The 18,311-nt window shown below is 59.8% G+C and carries 12 protein-coding genes and 1 pseudogene; 12 read left to right on the top strand and 1 reads right to left on the bottom strand.

Annotated features, from left to right (window positions below; all coding sequences use genetic code 11):
• Positions 1-93 precede the first annotated feature (93 nt).
• The 3 genes from cysK to BLT00_RS25915 all read left to right on the top strand — a co-directional run bounded on the left by cysK (position 94) and on the right by BLT00_RS25915 (position 3,562).
• A complete protein-coding gene (gene cysK, locus BLT00_RS25925) occupies positions 94-1,068 on the top strand; it encodes a cysteine synthase A (protein WP_092150801.1) in 975 nt (324 codons plus the stop codon).
• A gap of 353 nt (positions 1,069-1,421) precedes the next feature.
• Positions 1,422-2,360: an aspartyl/asparaginyl beta-hydroxylase domain-containing protein gene (locus BLT00_RS25920; protein WP_092150804.1), complete on the top strand. Its 939-nt coding sequence runs from the start codon at positions 1,422-1,424 to the stop codon at positions 2,358-2,360.
• A gap of 338 nt (positions 2,361-2,698) precedes the next feature.
• Positions 2,699-3,562 carry a DMT family transporter gene (locus tag BLT00_RS25915; protein ID WP_092150807.1) on the top strand — a complete coding sequence of 288 codons (864 nt, stop codon included), beginning with the start codon at positions 2,699-2,701 and terminating at the stop codon, positions 3,560-3,562.
• 119 nt (positions 3,563-3,681) lie between these two features.
• Here BLT00_RS25915 and BLT00_RS25910 read toward each other — a convergent pair whose 3' ends face one another.
• On the bottom strand, positions 3,682-4,590 hold the full coding sequence (locus tag BLT00_RS25910; protein WP_092150810.1) for a DMT family transporter: 909 nt from the start codon (positions 4,588-4,590) through the stop codon (positions 3,682-3,684).
• 130 nt (positions 4,591-4,720) lie between these two features.
• On the opposite strand from BLT00_RS25910, the gene aceK reads away from it, so the two are divergent.
• From aceK to BLT00_RS25865, 9 genes and pseudogenes are all read left to right on the top strand, one after another.
• A complete protein-coding gene (gene aceK, locus BLT00_RS25905) occupies positions 4,721-6,442 on the top strand; it encodes a bifunctional isocitrate dehydrogenase kinase/phosphatase (RefSeq protein WP_092150813.1) in 1,722 nt (573 codons plus the stop codon).
• Positions 6,443-7,080: 638 nt separating this feature from the next.
• Entirely contained in the window at positions 7,081-10,992 is a 3,912-nt protein-coding gene (gene hrpA / locus BLT00_RS25900) for an ATP-dependent RNA helicase HrpA (RefSeq protein ID WP_092150816.1), read from the top strand.
• 248 nt (positions 10,993-11,240) lie between these two features.
• On the top strand, positions 11,241-12,362 hold the full coding sequence (locus tag BLT00_RS25895; protein ID WP_092150819.1) for a beta-ketoacyl-ACP synthase III: 1,122 nt from the start codon (positions 11,241-11,243) through the stop codon (positions 12,360-12,362).
• Positions 12,363-12,559: 197 nt separating this feature from the next.
• Positions 12,560-13,171, top strand: a complete 612-nt coding sequence (locus tag BLT00_RS25890; RefSeq protein WP_072341392.1) for an RNA polymerase sigma factor — start codon at positions 12,560-12,562, stop codon at positions 13,169-13,171.
• Positions 13,165-13,401 (top strand): anti-sigma factor family protein, encoded by a 237-nt coding sequence (locus BLT00_RS25885; protein ID WP_063322478.1) that lies wholly within the window; start codon positions 13,165-13,167, stop codon positions 13,399-13,401. The genes BLT00_RS25890 and BLT00_RS25885 overlap by 7 nt, the downstream gene beginning before the upstream one ends.
• Before the next feature lie 222 nt (positions 13,402-13,623).
• A complete protein-coding gene (locus BLT00_RS25880; protein ID WP_063322477.1) occupies positions 13,624-14,934 on the top strand; it encodes an OprO/OprP family phosphate-selective porin in 1,311 nt (436 codons plus the stop codon).
• A 194-nt stretch (positions 14,935-15,128) separates the two neighbouring features.
• Positions 15,129-16,193, top strand: a complete 1,065-nt coding sequence (locus tag BLT00_RS25875; RefSeq protein ID WP_158265804.1) for an RHS repeat-associated core domain-containing protein — start codon at positions 15,129-15,131, stop codon at positions 16,191-16,193.
• A 66-nt stretch (positions 16,194-16,259) separates the two neighbouring features.
• Positions 16,260-16,926: pseudogene (locus BLT00_RS25870) on the top strand (peptidogalycan biosysnthesis protein); the annotation flags it as partial.
• Positions 16,927-17,131: 205 nt separating this feature from the next.
• On the top strand, positions 17,132-18,175 hold the full coding sequence (locus BLT00_RS25865) for an RHS repeat-associated core domain-containing protein (protein ID WP_092150825.1): 1,044 nt from the start codon (positions 17,132-17,134) through the stop codon (positions 18,173-18,175).
• Positions 18,176-18,311 lie beyond the last annotated feature (136 nt).

The following is an 18,311-nucleotide window of genomic DNA, read 5'->3' as shown; positions in this document are numbered from 1 at the left end:
CGCAACAATGGGAACGTTCGGTGCAACTGGACGCCCATGGGCAAGAGGCATACCTTTAAAGGCTTACATTCCCGCTGCATCAAGGACCCAGCCATGAGCCGTATATTCGCTGACAACGCCCATTCCATCGGTAATACGCCGCTGGTGCAGATCAACCGCATTGCCCCGCGCGGCGTGACCATCCTGGCCAAGATCGAGGGGCGGAACCCAGGGTATTCGGTCAAGTGTCGGATCGGCGCAAACATGATCTGGGACGCTGAAAGCTCGGGCAAACTCAAGCCGGGCATGACCATCGTCGAACCGACTTCGGGCAACACCGGGATCGGCCTGGCGTTCGTCGCCGCCGCTCGTGGCTACAAGCTGATGCTGACCATGCCCGCCTCCATGAGCATCGAGCGCCGCAAGGTACTCAAGGCACTCGGCGCGGAACTGGTGCTCACCGAACCGGCGAAGGGCATGAAAGGGGCCATCGACAAAGCCGCCGAGATCATGGCCGGCGATCCAGCCAAATACTTCATGCCGCAGCAGTTCGATAACCCGGCGAACCCGGCGATTCACGAAAAAACCACCGGCCCGGAAATCTGGAACGATACCGACGGCGCGGTGGACGTGCTGGTGGCGGGTGTGGGCACCGGCGGGACCATCACCGGCGTTTCGCGGTACATCAAGAACACCTGCGGCAAACCGATTTTGTCGGTGGCGGTCGAGCCCGAGGTTTCGCCGGTGATTACCCAGGCGATGGCGGGCCAGGAGATCAAGCCCAGCCCCCACAAGATCCAGGGGATTGGCGCTGGGTTCGTGCCGAAGAACCTTGACCTGTCGATCGTTGACCTGGTCGAGCGGGTATCTGACGACGAGTCCAAGGCCATGGCCCTGCGCTTGATGCAGGAGGAGGGCATCCTCTGCGGGATCTCTTGTGGCGCGGCGATGGCCGTGGCCGTGCGCCTGGCGGAAAAACCGGAGATGCAGGGCAAGACCATCGTCGTGATCCTGCCGGATTCGGGCGAGCGGTACTTGTCGAGCATGTTGTTCAGTGATTTGTTTACCGAGCAGGAGATTCAGCAGTAACTGCCTGCACAGGATGTGATGGGAGCTTTGTGGCGAGGGAGCTTGCTCCCGCTCGACTGCGAAGCAGGCGTCCGGACTCCAGCGTGGGTCGCCAGATCGTAGGGGCGCGCTTCGCACGCCAGCGGGAGCAAGCTCCCTCGCCACAAAAGCTCTCGCCATCGTAGGTTGAATGATTGTTCGATGCGTCAGCCAAGGTTCAGGCGGCGCATGTTAGAAAGTGTTTATTGCGTTTCACTCAACAGAGAATGTTGCGTCAGATGGTTTTTACCCGGGCCTGGAGTGGTTAACATGGCCTTCGGCTACGTCGGGCAGTAGGCGTTGCGTCAGTTGTTTTTGGACAAGGAGTTGTAAAAATGACCGTTTCGTTTGTCGCCAAGGCCTCGGTGTTGCTGCTGTTCCTGGGCAGTACGCTGTACGTGCACCTGCGTGGCAAGGCGCGTTTGCCGGTACTGCGCCAGTTCGTCAACCACTCGGCGCTGTTCGCCCCCTATAACGCCTTGATGTACCTGTTCTCCGGCGTGCCCTCGAGACCTTACCTGGACCGCAGCAAGTTCCCCGAACTGGATGTGCTCAAGGACAATTGGCAAGTCATCCGCGACGAGGCCATGCACCTGTTCGACGAGGGCTACATTCGCGCTGCCGAGAAGAACAACGACGCGGGTTTCGGCTCGTTCTTCAAAAAGGGCTGGAAGCGTTTTTACCTCAAGTGGTACGACAAACCGCTGCCGTCGGCTGAGCTGTTGTGCCCCAGGACGGTCGCGCTGGTCAGCCAGATCCCCAATGTCCGGGGCGCGATGTTTGCCCTGCTGCCGGGTGACAGCCATCTCAATCCCCACCGAGACCCCTTCGCCGGTTCGTTGCGTTATCACCTGGGCTTGTCCACCCCCAATTCCGACGACTGCCGGATCTTCGTCGACGGTCAGATCTACGCCTGGCGCGACGGCGAAGACGTCATGTTCGATGAAACCTATGTGCACTGGGTCAAGAACGAAACCCCGCAGACCCGCGTGATCCTGTTCTGCGATGTCGAGCGGCCCCTGAAAAGCCGGTTGATGACCCGCCTCAACCGCAGCATCAGCGCGTTCCTCGGGCGCGCCACCGCGCCGCAAAACCTGGAGGAAGAACACGTCGGTGGCATCAACCGGGCCTATGCCTGGAGCAAGTCGTTCAGTGACGGCATCAGCGGCCGGGTCAAGCAGTTCAAGCGCAAGCATCCCAAGGCCTACCGGGTGATGCGGCCAGTGTTGGCGGTGGCGGTGCTGACGGCGCTTGGCTACTGGTTGTTCGTTTAAATATTGCGTAGTCCATCGAGCGCTGGTTATAGTCGGCGCTCTTCGGGTTTTCGAACCCACCCTTCAAGAGATCGGCTCATGCCTGCATCCCCTGTCATCGCGGTCGTGGTTCCAGCGTTCAACGCTGGCGTCGTGCCGTGTGGGAGTCAGCAGCCTGCGCAGATCGGTCAATACCCTCCACCTGTCAGTAGCCCACCGGTGTACGCCGTCGTATCACCGCCGGGTGTTGGCGTTCAGGGCTGATCGGCAACGGTTGCCGTCCCCTGTGCCTGCCTGAAAAAACTACTGGACTTCAGCTTCGGCTGAGTTGGCTTTTTGCCTGACTACAGGTGGTATTCATGTTTTCCCTTTCTAAAAACGCCTTGTTGGCGGCGGCTTCCACGAGCCTGTTCGTTTTGCTGTGGAGCAGTGGGGCGATCTTTTCCAAGCTGGGCCTGGCCCATGCTTCACCTTTCGCTTTTCTGCTGATCCGTTTTGCCATCGCCCTGTCGGCGCTGGTGCTGTTGATTCCGTTGCTCAAGTTCAAGCTGCCCAAGACTGGCAAGCCGATGCTGTACGCGGCGACCACCGGGTTGGTGCTGCTGGGCGCCTATCAGATTTTTTATCTGCTGGCGCTGCAAATGAACGTCACCCCCGGGGTGATGGCCACCCTGATGGGCGTGCAGCCGATCCTGACCGTGGTGCTCATGGAACGGCAGCGTTCCTGGTCGCGGCTGTTCGGCCTGGCGCTGGGGTTGGTCGGGTTGGTCATGGTGGTGTACCAGGGCATCGGCCTGGCCGGCATGTCCCTGGCCGGGATGCTCTGTGGGTTGCTGGCACTGGTGAGCATGACGGCCGGTTCGATCATGCAGAAGCGCATCACCGACAACCCACTGGGCACGCTGCCGGTGCAGTACCTGGCCGGGCTGGTGCTGTGCGCGGTGTTCGTGCCCTTCCAGCCGTTCCACTTCGAGTACAACACGGGTTTCATCGTGCCGGTGTTGTGGATGGCGCTGGTGGTGTCGGTGCTGGCGACGTTGCTGCTGTACCGACTGATCGCCCGGGGCAACCTGGTGAATGTCACCAGCCTGTTCTACCTGGTGCCGGCGGTGACGGCGATCATGGACTACCTGGTGTTTGGCAATCGGCTGGCGTTGTTGAGCTTGTTGGGGATGGTGCTGATCATCGTGGGGTTGGTGTTTGTGTTTCGTAAAAGCCGTTAGCCCTTGGATATTTAGTGACTGCACCATTGCTTTCGCGGGCAAGCCCGCTCCCACAGGTTATGTACAGGCCTTGTGGGAGCGGGCTTGCTCGCGAAGGTATTTTTAACCGCGCCGATGAACTACCGGGCGGACGCTTGAACCGGTTTCGCCGCCCCAGGTTTCAACACCAACCACAACGCCGCCGCAATCAACACCCCGCCATACAAATGCGCCATCCCCAACGGCTCATCCAGCAGCAACGCCCCCCACAGCACGCCGAACGGCGGAATCAGGAAGGTCACGGTCATGGATTTGACCGGGCCGATGGAACTGAGCAGGCGGAAATAAAGGATGTACGCCAGCGCGGTACACACCAGGCCCAGCCCCAACAGTGACAACCAGACGCTCCAGCCACCCCAGCTGGCCGGTGGTTGGCTGATGACGCTGTAGCCAAACAGCGGTAGCAAGAACACCGTGGCGCCGAACATACTGCCCAGGGCCGAGAGACGGCTGTCCAAGCCACCTTGCTGATCGAGCCAGCGACGGGTGAGGAAACCGGCAAAGCCATAGCAGGTCGTGGCCAGCAGGCAGGCGAGGGCGCCCATCAGCAATTGCAGGTCGAACGCCACCGGGCCGGCGCGGGTCAGGATGCCGACGCCGAACAACCCCAGGCAGACACCGCTGACCTTGGCCGGAGTGAGTTTTTCGCTGAAGAACAAGCCGCCGATCAGCACCCCCATCAACGGCGTGGTGGCGTTGAAGATCGCCGAATAACCGGCCGGCAGCACCTGGGCGGCCAACGAATAGAAGGTGGCCGGAATGCCCGAGTTGATCAGGCCCAGCCCCATCACGACTTTGAGCTTGCCGCGAAAACTCCAGTCGATGCGCATCAGGGCCAGGATCACCAGCAGCCCGACGAAGGCGATGGACACGCGAAAAAAGGCAGTGGGAATTGTGCCAATGACGGGGGCGATAATGCGCATGAACAGGAAACTGGCGCCCCAGATAGCGGCCAGTGACAGTAAGCGCAGGATATCGACGAGGTTCACGAGTCATTCCTTCCTTGATTGGGCGGCAAGTGTCGCCGTCCTGAATAGCGATGGCAATGGTTGCGTTGGCGCGTGATTGGCCTCTAAGCTCAGTCGCCAATAACAAGCATGACCCGCCGAGGTTTACCCTATGCCGCAGCCATGGCCCGCCATCGAAATCGCCCGTTCGATCCTCGACGGCTTCGACGATTATCGTGAGCATTTCCGGCAGATCACCGACGGCGCCCGCGCCCGGTTCGAACAGGCGCTGTGGCTGGAGGCGCAAGCGGCTTCGGCGGCGCGCATCAACTTGTATGAAGAAAAAGTCTTCGAAACCGTTGCCAAGCTGCACAAGGCCTTCGATGACGAAACCCTGATGGACGTGAGCTGCTGGCCGCTGGTCAAGAGCGCCTACATCAGCCTGATCGACCTGCGCTTCGACGATGAGCTGTCGGAAACCTGGTACAACTCGATCTTTTGCGGGCTGTTCAGCCACGACCTGATCAGCGATGGCACCATGTTCATCCACACCACCCGGCCCAGCCTGCGCCGCGCCCGTGCCGCCCAGACCCGCACCTACAAACCCCAGGGGCAGTTGGACCGGATGCTGGCGAGCGTGTTCGCCGATTACCGTTTCAGCGAGGACTACGGCGACTTGCCAGGCGACCTGCAGCGCCTCGAAGCGCAGTTGCGCGAGAACCTGCCGGACTGGGTCTGCAAGGACCCGGAACTGACGGTGGAGTTGTTTTCCTCGGTGCTTTACCGCAACAAGGGCGCCTACCTGGTGGGCCGGATCTTCACCCGCGATGACCAATGGCCGCTGGTGATCCCGCTGCTGCACCGCGAGGGCCGGGGTATCCAGATCGATGCGCTGATTACCGACGAGGCGCAGGTGTCGATCATCTTCTCGTTCACCCGCTCGTACTTCATGGTGGACGTGCCGGTGCCGGCGGAATTCATCGGCTTTCTCAAGCGCATCCTGCCGGGCAAGCACATCGCCGAGTTGTACACCTCCATCGGTTTCTACAAGCACGGCAAGTCCGAGTTCTACCGAGCGTTGATCAATCATCTGGCGAACACCGACGACCAGTTCATCATGGCCCCGGGTGTGCGTGGCATGGTCATGAGCGTGTTCACCCTGCCGGGCTTCAACACCGTATTCAAGATCATCAAGGACCGCTTCTCGCCGTCGAAAAACGTTGACCGGGCCACGGTGATCGAGAAGTACCGCTTGGTGAAGAGCGTCGACCGGGTCGGGCGCATGGCCGATACCCAAGAGTTCGCCGATTTCCGTTTTCCCCTGGGCAAGTTCGAGCCGGCGTGCCTGGAGGAACTGTTGGAAGTGGCGCCGTCCACGGTGTCGGTGGAAGGCGACACGGTGCTGATTCGTCACTGCTGGACCGAGCGCCGCATGACACCGCTGAACCTGTATTTGGAGAACGCCAACCAGGACCAGGTGCGCGAGGCGCTGGAAGACTATGGCCTGGCCATCAAGCAACTGGCGGCGGCCAATATCTTTCCCGGCGACATGCTGCTCAAGAACTTCGGCGTGACCCGCCACGGCCGCGTGGTGTTCTACGACTACGATGAAATCTGCTTCCTGACCGAAGCCAACTTCCGCCACATCCCCCAGCCCCGTACACCGGAAGACGAAATGGCCTCCGAGCCCTGGTATTCCATCGGGCCGCTGGACGTGTTCCCCGAGGAATTTCCACCGTTCCTGTTCGCCGACGCCGGGCAGCGCAAGCTGTTCGACCAGTTGCACGGCGAGTTGTACAACGCCGACTATTGGAAAGGCCTGCAAGAGGCAATCCGGGCGGGGAAGGTGATCGACGTGTTCCCGTATCGGCGTAAGGACCTGGACAACGAATAACCCAGCAGGTAAACGAAGCCCCCTGTGGCGAGGGAGCTTGCTCCCGCTGGGGCGCGCAGCGGCCCTAGAACCCGGCAACGCGGTGGAACAGGTCGATTGAGTGAGCTTGAGAGGGGGCTGCTGCGCAGCCCAGCGGGAGCAAGCTCCCTCGCCACAAAAGCTCAAAAGCTCAAAAGCTCAAAAGCTCAAAAGCTCAAAAGCTCAAAAGCTCAAAAGCATCCCGGTCGACCAACCGATTTGCTCTTGAGACTGACACTGATTCGAGGCACTCCCTTAACCCGCGCCGCGCCCAATTCCCGTGGCGAGGGAGCTTGCTCCCGCTGGGTCGCGCAGCGGCCCTAGAACCCGGCGACGCGGTGGGTCAGGTTGATTGAGTGAGCTTGAGAGGGGCTGCTGCGCAGCCCAGCGGGAGCAAGCTCCCTCGCCACACAAGCAGCTTTGACGAAAAGCTCCTGTGTGCGAGCTTGCTCGCGATAGCGGTATCTCAGTCAACATCTAATGCAGGCTGAACCACCACCATCGTGAGCAAGCTCGCTCCCACAAGGGTGTGGCGGTGGGCTGCTTTGCGCGTTCGGCGCAATGGCCGCAAATCTGCGACAATCGCCCCCCTGCACAAACCGAAGACCCTTGCGTACCTGATGACTGACCAAGCCCCCGCTATCGACAAGCTGCTGAAAAACCTCGACCACGCCATGCTCGCCGACCGTCACCGGTTGCGGCGCCAGTTGCTCGAGCTGCGCAAGAAACCCGACGAGGCCAAGCTGGCCCAGTGGGTGGCGCGCATGCAGGCGTCGTGCGACCAGGTGTTGGCGCGCAAGGCGAGCCTGCCGGTGATCCGCTACGACGACAATCTACCGATCGCCGCCAAGCGCGACGAAATCAAGGACGCGCTGCTCAAGCACCAGGTGCTGATCATTGCCGGCGAGACCGGTTCGGGGAAAACCACGCAGTTGCCCAAGATCTGCCTGGAAATCGGTCGCGGCCAGCACGGCTTGATCGGCCACACCCAACCGCGCCGGATCGCCGCCCGCAGCGTCGCAAGCCGTGTTGCCGAAGAACTGGCCACGCCGTTGGGGGCGCTGGTGGGTTATCAGGTGCGCTTCGAGGACCAGAGCGACGCCAACACCCTGATCAAGTTGATGACCGACGGCATCCTGCTGGCCGAGACCCAGAACGACCGCTACCTCGAGCGCTACGACACGATCATCGTCGACGAAGCCCACGAACGCAGCCTGAACATCGACTTCCTGCTGGGCTACCTCAAGACCCTGCTGCCACGCCGTCCGGACCTGAAAGTCATCATCACCTCGGCGACCATCGACCTGGAGCGCTTCTCCAAGCATTTCGATGATGCGCCGATCGTGGAAGTCTCGGGCCGCACCTTCCCGGTGGAAACCTGGTATCGCCCGCTGACCCTGGAGCAGGACGAGGAAGGCAACCGGGTCGAGGATGACTTGACTGTCGACCAGGCGATCCTCGCCACCCTTGATGAAATCGCCGCCTACGAGCGCAGCGAGCGCCGCAGCCCTGGGGACGTGCTGGTGTTCCTGCCGGGCGAGCGGGAGATTCGCGACGCCGCGGAGATGCTGCGCAAGGCCCAGCTCAAGCACACCGAGATCCTGCCGCTGTATGCGCGACTGTCGCCGGCCGAACAGCAGCGGATCTTCCAGTCCCACCCGGGCCGTCGCGTGGTGCTGGCGACCAACGTCGCCGAAACCTCGCTGACCGTGCCGGGCATCCGCTACGTGATCGACAGCGGCACCGCGCGCATCAGCCGCTACAGCTATCGCGCCAAGGTCCAGCGCCTGCCCATCGAAGCCATTTCCCAGGCCAGCGCCAACCAGCGCAAGGGGCGCTGTGGGCGGGTCGAGCCGGGGATTTGCGTGCGGTTGTACAGCGAAGAAGATTTTCTTGGACGGCCGGAGTTCACTGACCCGGAAATCCTGCGCACCAACCTGGCGGCGGTGATCCTGCAGATGCTGCACCTGCGCCTCGGCGAGATCACTGATTTCCCGTTCATCGAGCCGCCGGATGGCAAGGCCATCAGTGACGGTTTCAACCTGCTGCAGGAATTGTCGGCGGTGGACCGCAACAGCCAATTGACCCCGCTCGGTCGCCAGTTGGCGCGCCTGCCGGTGGACCCGCGCATGGGCCGCATGCTGTTGGAAGCGGCGAAGCTGGGCAGTTTGCAGGAAGTGTTGATCGTCGCCAGTGCCATGTCGATCCAGGATCCGCGCGAGCGTCCGCCGGAGCGCCAACAGGCGGCGGACCAGGCCCACGCCCAGTGGAAGGACGCGGATTCGGACTTCGCCGGGCTGGTCAACCTGTGGCGCGGTTTCGAAGAGCAGCGCCAGGCCCTGACCGCCAGCCCGCTGCGCAATTGGTGCCGCAAGAACTTCCTCAACTACCTGCGCCTGCGCGAGTGGCGCGATTCCCATCGTCAGTTGAGCCTGATCTGCCGCGACATGCAGCTGAGCCTCAACAAAGAACCGGCCGATTACCCGAAACTGCACAAAGCGGTGCTTTCGGGCCTGTTGAGCCAGATCGGCCAGAAAACCGAAGAGGGCGACTACCTCGGCGCCCGCCAGCGGCGGTTCTGGGTCCACCCGTCTTCGGGCCTGGGCAAGAAGCGTCCGCAATGGCTGATGACCGCCGAACTGGTGGAAACCACCAAGCTGTATGCGCGCATGGTTGCCAAGATCGAACCGGACTGGATCGAGCCGCTGGCCGGGCACCTGATCAAGAAAAACCACTTCGAACCCCATTGGGAGAAGAAGCGCGGACAGGTGGTGGCCTATGAGCAAATCACCCTGTTCGGGCTCATCGTCGTTGGTCGACGGCCAGTGCATTACGGGCCGGTGGACCCGGTGGTGTCACGGGAGCTGTTCATCCGCGAGGCGCTGGTGCGCGGCGAGATCCAGTCCAAAGCCAAGTGCCTGAGTGCCAATACCCGGTTGCTGGAGCAACTCGACGAGCTGGAAGCCAAGGCCCGTCGCCGCGACATCCTGGCGGACGAGGAAACCCTGTTTGCCTTCTACGACGCGCGCTTGCCGGCCGAGATCCACCAGACCGCGACGTTCGACAGCTGGTACCGGATCAACAGCCAGAAAGACCCGCAACTGCTGATCATGCGCGAAGAAGACGTGTTGGCCCGCGAAGCCAGCGAAGTCACCGCCGCGCATTACCCCGACACCTTGCGCGTCGGCGACCTGACCTTGCCGCTGAGCTATCACTTCGAGCCCAACCGCCCACGCGACGGCGTGACGTTGCGAGTGCCGGCGCCACTGCTGCCGATGCTACCGCCGGAGCGCCTGGAGTGGCTGGTGCCAGGGGTGATCGAAGCCAAGTGCATCGCCCTGGTGCGCAACCTGCCCAAGGCCTTGCGCAAGAACTTCGTGCCGGTGCCCGACTTCGTCAAGGCGGCGCTGCAACGCATCACCTTCGCCGAAGGTTCGTTGCCGCAAGCCCTGGGCCGTGAGTTGTTGCGCATGACCGGCGCGCGGGTCAGCGACGAAGCCTGGGCGGAAGCCGCGCAGCAGGTGGAAAGCCATCTGCGCATGAACCTGGAAATCGTCGACGGCCAGGGCAAGTTCCTCGGTGAGGGCCGGGACTTGGCCGAGCTGACGGCGCGCTTTGCCGAGGCCAGCCAGGCCGCCTTGGCCGTGCCGCAAACGGCGAAAAGCCAGGCGCCGGTGGAGGCGAAAATCTTTGCGCCGGTGGCCGAGAAAACCCAGCAGAAGATCGCCGGGCTGTCGATGACGGTCTATCCGGCGCTGGTGGAAGAGGGCGGCGTGGTCAAGGAAGGCCGCTTCCCGACCCCGGCCGAAGCCGAGTTCCAGCATCGCCGCGCCTTGCAACGCTTGCTCATGCAGCAATTGGCCGAATCGGCCAAGTTCCTGCGTGGCAAGCTGCCGGGGCTGACGGAGCTGGGCCTGCTGTACCGCGACTTGGGCCGCATCGACGGCCTGGTGGAAGACATCCTGCTCGCCAGCCTCGACAGTTGTGTGCTCGAAGGCGAAGCGAGCCTGCCCCGCGACGGTGCCGCACTGGCCTCCCTGGCCGAGCGCAAGCGCGGCGGCTGGACCGAGCACGCCGAACGTCTGGCGAAACTGACCCTGGACATCCTCAAGCTCTGGCATGGCCTGCAAAAACGCTTCAAGGGCAAGATCGACCTGGCCCAGGCCGTGGCGCTGAACGATATCAAGCAGCAACTCAGCCACCTGGTGTACCCGGGGTTCGTGCGCGAAACCCCACATCAGTGGCTCAAGGAGCTGCCGCGCTACCTCAAGGCCATCGAGCAACGCTTCGAGAAGCTCGGTAGCCAGGTGCAGAAAGACCGGGTCTGGAGCGGCGAGCTGTCGAACCTCTGGGCCCAATACCAGGCCCGCGCCAGCAAACACGCCCAGGAAGGCAAGCGCGATCCGCAACTGGAACTGTACCGCTGGTGGCTGGAGGAATACCGGGTGTCGCTGTTCGCCCAGCAACTGGGGACCAAGGTGCCGATTTCCGACAAGCGCCTGGGCAAGCAGTGGAGCCTGGTGGAGGGCTGATCGCAGAATCACGGGCAGGCCCGTAACCCACAGGTTTTATGTAGTAAGTGAGGGAGAATGGGCCAAACGCCAGCGTTTATGGCAAACTTCGCGGCTATAAATGCCGGTCCCGTGGTTTTGAGCTTCAATGCCTCGGGCGGATCGGAATAAAGCGATGCCAGGGCTGCTTCCCCGGATGGGAAAAGTCCCTTTGTGTATTGGTACGTCGGTGCCAATGCTTTCTGCCTGAACAGATCAGAGACACGACCATGCATAACGTCGTCATCAGCGGCACCGGCCTGTACACCCCGGCCAACAGCATCTCCAATGAAGAGCTGGTGCAATCTTTCAATACCTATGTCGCGCAATTCAACGCCGACAACGCCGATGCCATCGCGCGCGGTGAAGTCGAGGCGTTGACCGAATCCAACGCCGCGTTCATCGAAAAGGCCTCCGGCATCAAGAGCCGCTTTGTCATGGACAAGGAGGGCATTCTTGATCCGCAACGCATGACCCCACGGTTGCCCGAGCGCTCCAACGACGAGTGGTCGGTGCTCTGCGAGATGGCCATCGGCGCTGCGAAACAGGCCCTGGAGCGCGCCGGCCGCACGGCCGCCGACATCGACGGGGTCATCGTCGCCTGTTCCAACCTGCAGCGTGCCTACCCGGCCATCGCCATCGAAGTCCAGGAAGCCCTGAGCATCGAAGGTTTCGGTTTCGACATGAACGTGGCTTGTTCCTCAGCCACTTTCGGCATCCAGGCAGCAGCCAACAGCGTGCAACTGGGCCAGGCCCGGGCAATCCTGATGGTCAACCCGGAAGTGTGCACCGGCCACCTGAACTTCCGTGATCGCGACAGCCACTTCATCTTCGGCGACGCGGCCACCGCCGTGATCATCGAGCGGGCGGACCTGGCGACCTCGCCGTACCAGTTCGACGTGGTCAGCACCAAGCTGTTGACCAAGTTCTCCAACAACATTCGCAACAACTTCGGCTTCCTCAACCGCGCCGCCGAAGAAGGCATCGGTAGCCGTGACAAGCTGTTTGTCCAGGAAGGCCGCAAGGTGTTCCGCGACGTCTGCCCGATGGTGGCCGAGCTGATCGGTGCCCACCTGGAAGAAAACCAGCTGAACGTCGGCGAGGTGAAGCGCTTCTGGCTGCACCAGGCCAACCTGAGCATGAACCACCTGATCGTGCGCAAACTGCTGGGGCGCGAAGCGACCGAAGAGGAAGCGCCAGTGATCCTCGACCGCTACGCCAACACCAGTTCGGCGGGCTCGGTGATTGCATTCCACAAATACCAGGATGATTTGCCCAGCGGTTCGGTCGCCGTGCTCAGTTCGTTCGGCGCTGGGTATTCGATTGGCAGTGTGATTTTGCGTAAGCATTGATCTGGTCTGGCTCAGCTTTGATCTGTGCCTTTTCAGTTTCTATCTGGGCTGGTTCAGCTTTTGTGTGGCGAGGGAGCTTGCTCCCGCTCGGTTGCGCAGCGACCGCAGAATCTTGGGGCCGCTTCGCAACCCAGCGGGAGCAAGCTCCCTCGCCACAAACAGAAAAATCATCAGTCTTCCAGGCAATGGGGCGTTGAATGACGGTCACCGATGACACCCTTCTGCTCCAACGCCTCCTGGCCGGTGAGCAGCAGGCCTATAAGGAGCTGGTCAGCGCCTACCAGAGCCCGATGCGCGCCGTGGCCTATGCCATCGTCGGCAGCCGCCATGTCGATGAGGTGGTGCAGGACGCGTGGCTGTCGGTGGTGCGTAATCTCAGTGGTTTCCAGGGACGTTCCAGCCTCAAGACCTGGCTGCTGACCATCACCGCCAACGCTGCCAAAGGGCGCTACAAACAGAACCGTCGGGAGGTGTTGCTCGACGATCTGCCGTCACCCCATGGCACCCTCGGCGATGATCGTTTCGCCGCCGACGGTCATTGGCTGTTGGCGCCGTTCGCCTGGCACCAGGACACGCCTGAGGCGCTGCTCACGATGGCGGAATTACGCGATTGCCTGGAGCACACGTTGCTCAGCCTGTCGGAACTGCAAGGCAGCGTGCTGAACCTGCGGGAACGCCAGGGGCTGGAGCTGGAAGAAATCTGTAATCTTCTGGATATTTCGCTCTCCAATGTGCGAGTGCTGTTGCATCGCGCCCGGCTGAAAGTCTTCGCGACCGTTGAACATTTCGAGGAAACCGGCGAATGCTGACCTGCAAGGAACAAGTGGCGCGCTCCAGCGATTATCTCGACGGCCAGTTAAGTTTTCGTGAACGCCTGATGGTGCGTCATCACCTGATGTTCTGCCCCAACTGCCGGCGTTTTATCCGCCAGATGCGGCTAATGCAGGCGACCCTCAAAAAGCTTCCTGAAGCCCCCATTCCCGACCTGGATCACCTCGCCGAAAAACTCGCGGCTGAACGTAAACGTCACCACCCCTAGTTCCGTATGCACCTGCGACTGCTCTAACTTGCCGCTTGCAGCTCACCCCTTGCAGCTGCTTCTCAGTTATTCCCTTTCGAAGTAAAAAGTTCCGCTGTCATAAAATCTTTATGTGATAGCAACTCGCCTGACACAACCCGTCGCCAAGATCCCCTCCCAACACCAGCGGGCCCAGTTCCGCGTGTTTTCTAACGCATAGACTACCAACAGGGGAATTCTTCGATGATCCGCAAGCACTTCGCAGGTGTTGCCGCCAGCGCACTGGCAATGGCAGTAACCGCCCAGGCTTTCGCCGGCACCGTCACCACCGACGGCGCCGATATCGTGGTCAAAACCAAGGGCGGCCTTGAGGTCGCTACCACTGACAAAGAGTTCAGCTTCAAGCTCGGTGGTCGTCTGCAGGCTGACTACAGCCAGTTCGATGGTATCTACACCGACAACGGCAACTCGGCCGATGCCGCTTACATCCGCCGCGCGTTCCTGGAACTGTCCGGCGTGCTGTACACGGATTGGGCCTACACCATCAACTACGACATGTCCCACAACAGTGGCGACTCCGATAACGGCTACTTCGACGAAGCGTCCCTGGCCTACAACGGCTTCAAGCCGGTTTCGATCAAGGTTGGTCGCTTCGACCCCGACTTCGGCCTGGAAAAAGCCACCAGCTCCAAGTGGGTCACTGCACCTGAGCGTAACGCCGCTTACGACCTGATCGACTGGACGAACAGCCATCAGAACGGCCTGGGCCTGCAAGCCTCCAGCACCTTCGCCGATTCGTTCTATGCCTCGGCCGGTGTATTCAGCAAGGACACCGACGACACCGACGGCGACAGCGTCAAGCAAGTCAACGGTCGCTTCGTATTCGCGCCAATGCACGATGCCGGCAACGTGCTGCACTTTGGTGTGAACGTGGCTTCGCGCGACGTCTCCGACACCGTCTTCGATGCGCGTTATCGCTCCCGCCTGGGCATGCGTGGCGTTGAAACCCTGGGTGGCAACGACGCCGGCCCTAACGGCAACCGTCCGGTACTGGGCGGCGCGAACAACTCGCCAGCCGGTTCGTACGACCGCGACACCGCCTTCGGCCTGGAAGCCGCTTTCGCCATGGGGCCTGCGTCGATCCAGGGCGAATACATCACTCGCAAGACCAAGGCTGATGCCGATGGTTTCGAAGACATCAAAGGCCATGGCTTCTACGTACAGGGCGCGTACACCCTCACCGGCGAGTCCCGTGGTTATAAAGTCGGCAAGTTTGACGCGATCAAACCTCAGAACAAATCCATCGGCGCCTGGGAAGTGTTCTATCGCTTCGACAGCCTGACCGTCGAAGACGACAACATCACCACTGCCTCGGCGACCCGCGACGTGGGCGATGCCGAAGCCAAGGTGCACAACCTGGGCGTGAACTGGTACGCCAACGAAGCGGTGAAAATTTCCGCTGCCTACATCAAGGCCAAGACCGACAAAGTGACCAACGCCAATGGCGACGACGATGGCGACGGTTTTGTGATGCGCGCCCAGTACGTATTCTAAACCGCACTTTGATATACCGCTCTGACTTCATCCGTTAAAGCGCTCCTTTGAACCCCGCCTCTGGCGGGGTTTTTTTTGAGCCGCGTTTGGGTAAGCGCTGTATGGGTAGCCACCTGTCAACCCTGACAGTTTCGCCGTATCTAGAAAGCGTGCTTACTTCCTCAGGCCACCATAGCTCACCTGGAGAGTCGACCATGGCGGATTCAGTTCTTGGGTCCAATCACCCCATTACCAACTTCGCTGCCTCGCCCGATGAACCGACCACCCGCTTTCACTATGACGCACTCGATAGCTTGATCGGGCGCACTACGTCCGAGGGCAAAGAGCATCGGTTCTACCGAAACGATGAGCTGGCGAGCGAAGTCAGCGGGACTGTCAGCACAACCTTCGTGCGTGCAGAGGGCGTGGTGCTCGCCGAGTGCCAAACCGGTGGTGATGCCGGTCCCATATTGCTGATGGGCGATGATAAGAACAGCGTGATGGGTGAAGTTACTCGGCAGGGACTCACGAGTATTGCGTATTCACCCTATGGCCATCGGGTTGAAGGCAGCTCGGCGAATAGTCATTTGGGTTACAACGGCGAGCGGCGCGAAACGCAAAGCGGTTGGTATTTTCTAGGCAATGGCTACCGGGTCTTCAACCCGCGATTGATGAGGTTTCACAGTCCGGACAGCTTGAGTCCTTTTGGTAAGGGGGGATTGAATGCGTATATGTATTGTGTGGGGGATCCAATTAATAATGTAGACCCGACAGGTCATGGTTTTTTTGGAAAATTACTGGTTTCTTTCGGGTTTTCCAGTAAGCCAGCTACAGCCGTTGATCTCGCTACCTTAACGGATGTGCGGCCCTCTTTTTTAAGAGGTGTTATGGGTGAAGGTGGTGTGGTAGAAGTGCATGATATAAGTTCTCGGCGTATTAAAATGCTTGGAGCTAGAGTGCGTTTTTATCGGGAGCTTGCAAATTTTGAGCAGGCGGATTATATGACCCGAAGATTGCTAGGAGGGCCGGGTTCGAATCTCACGTTGGATAGCTATGTTAAAAGGGCGAAAATACTTGAAGGTGCTGTTAAGGATTTTGAGTATGCGGTTGCTAATAAAGATAGGCCGGCTTTTACAAGTGAAAGTTTGAGAGATTTTAAGGTGGTTGCGAAAGCTTATAAAAAGAGAGTTGCATTTGTGAGTGAGTCGAAGCAGCAACGGTATTTCAGCAAAAGGAAAATAGGAGAGGAAGAGATGAAAAATATTCGTGGGGAAGTGTAGTAGTTATAATAAATGCGTTGTTATGGCGATACTGCCCCTTCCGTCGCCTGCACTCCGGGGAACCGCATGCCGCTCCACGTTTTAACAGTTTATCCAGCCTCGCGCCGCCAGAATGGGACACCCTGGTCCCCGCCAACCAACCATTCCTGCGCCACGCCTTCCTGAGCACCCTGGAAGACAGTGCCAGCCTCGACCCACAGTCGGGTTGGCAGCCTGAGCGTTTGCTGCACATCGATGGCGGTCGTCTGCTGGCGGCCTTGCCCAGTTGCCGCAAGTGGCATTCCTACGGCGAGTACCTGTTCGACCACGCCTGGGCCGATGCCTGTGTCCGGGCCAGGACCGATTACTACCCCAGGCTGCTGATGGCGGTGCCGTTCAGCCCGGTCACTGGCCCGCGGTTGCTGGCGGCGCGCGGGGAAGATGGCCTGGAGCTGCTGGGCAGCTTGCCGGGGTACCGTGAGCAAGTGGCGGGGCAGGGCATCGCGTTCGAATGGCTCGAAGGTCATCAGTTGGACGAGGCGCAGTGGGATTTGTCTACGCCTGTTACACCAACACCTATGCGATACGACGGCAGGCGCCTTACTTGACCCGAGCGTTTTTCAGCCTGCTGGCCGAATACATGCCCGAGGCCATTCGTGTGGTGCTGGCCAAGCAAGGTTCGCGGCCGGTGGCGATGGCGTTCAGCCAGGTGGGCGGCGGCAGTTCCTACGGACGCTATTGGGGCTGTCCGGCGTGCTCCTTATTTCGACCCCGCCTTTAGCGGGTTCTTTTTGAGCTGCATTTGGGTGAAGCACTGTATGGGCAGTCACCTGTCATCTCTGACAGTTTCGACATATCACCAAAGCGTGTTTACATCGTTCAATCGCAGAGCCGATGGTGTATAGGTTCTGCTTGTCGAAAACAGCCTATTACAGTCATCGGTGATCGGGGGTAGCGACATGTCTGGTCCAGATAAAACAGGGCAGCCCGGGTCTCTGGAAACGGTTGTCAGATTTCACTATGACCCACTGGACAAGCTGGTCGGCCTCGATGCCACTGGCGGTAAAGAGCAGAGGTTCTACCAAAACGATGAGCTGGCGAACGAGATTCTGGGAGGCGTCAGCCGTACCTTTCTGAAGGCGGAGGGTATCGTGCTCGCCGAGCTGAGGGCTGGCGCAGCGTCAGCGCCCCGGTTGCTGGCGGGGGATGACAAGAACAGTGTGCTGGTTGAAATGAGTCAGGATGCTATCAAGGCAATTGCCTATTCGGCGTACGGTCATCGCATGGACGACCCAACAATGAGTAGTCCCTTGGGTTATAACGGCGAGCGACGTGAGACACAAACCGGTTGGTACATGCTGGGTAACGGTTATCGGGTCTTCAACCCACTGTTGATGAGGTTTCACAGTCCGGACAGCTTGAGTCCGTTTGGTAAGGGAGGGCTGAATGCGTATACGTATTGCGTGGGGGATCCGATAAATAGCGTGGATCCGACGGGGCATATTTCTTGGGGGTCGTTTCTTCGAAAGTTTAGACCAACTACCGCATCTCCTATTGCTAAAAGTATTCCTCGGAGCTTCACCACTAATCCGTACGAAAACACCAAGGCGGCCTCGTTAAAAACTATAAGGCCCCAGCATGTTGAGAGTTTCAAAAAAATACAGCAGCTTCGTGCCGAGGACGCTATAGCAACAAAAAAAGAAATAGATAGACTTATGTCTAATGGAGCGTCTAGTGTAAAGATGGCGGCTGCGATTGAGGACTACGAAAATTTGATTGTTATCGCGAATTCAGCAGCGCAAGATTATCTCTTTGCCGCACGAAATCAAGGGAAAAAGGCTATCACTCGGTACAGCGTAAAAACAATTGAGACGGAAGCAGTAAAATATGATCTCAGACGAGCAGTTGAAGAACTAGCGGCGCTTCGTGAATTTAAAGAGCAAGCAGCAAAAGAGATACAGGAAATGCAAGCCACAATTCGGGGGACGCATGGAGCGCGCTAGCTGGGTGATGGCAGCCGTTAGCTAAATCTCATTTTATTTGGGATAGCAACGAAGCCTAAGTTGCCGTGCCTTTTCTTATCCATTCGGCAACCCATAAAGCTACTTTGTTACTCGTCCTATGGAGTCCAGATCGGCG

Origin of the sequence: Pseudomonas sp. NFACC51, from assembly GCF_900103575.1 — a bacterium.
Taxonomy (GTDB): Bacteria; Pseudomonadota; Gammaproteobacteria; order Pseudomonadales; family Pseudomonadaceae; genus Aquipseudomonas; species Aquipseudomonas fluorescens_Q.
The sequence above is the reverse complement of the archived record's forward strand: the minus strand, read 5'-3'. Positions and strand labels throughout refer to the sequence as shown.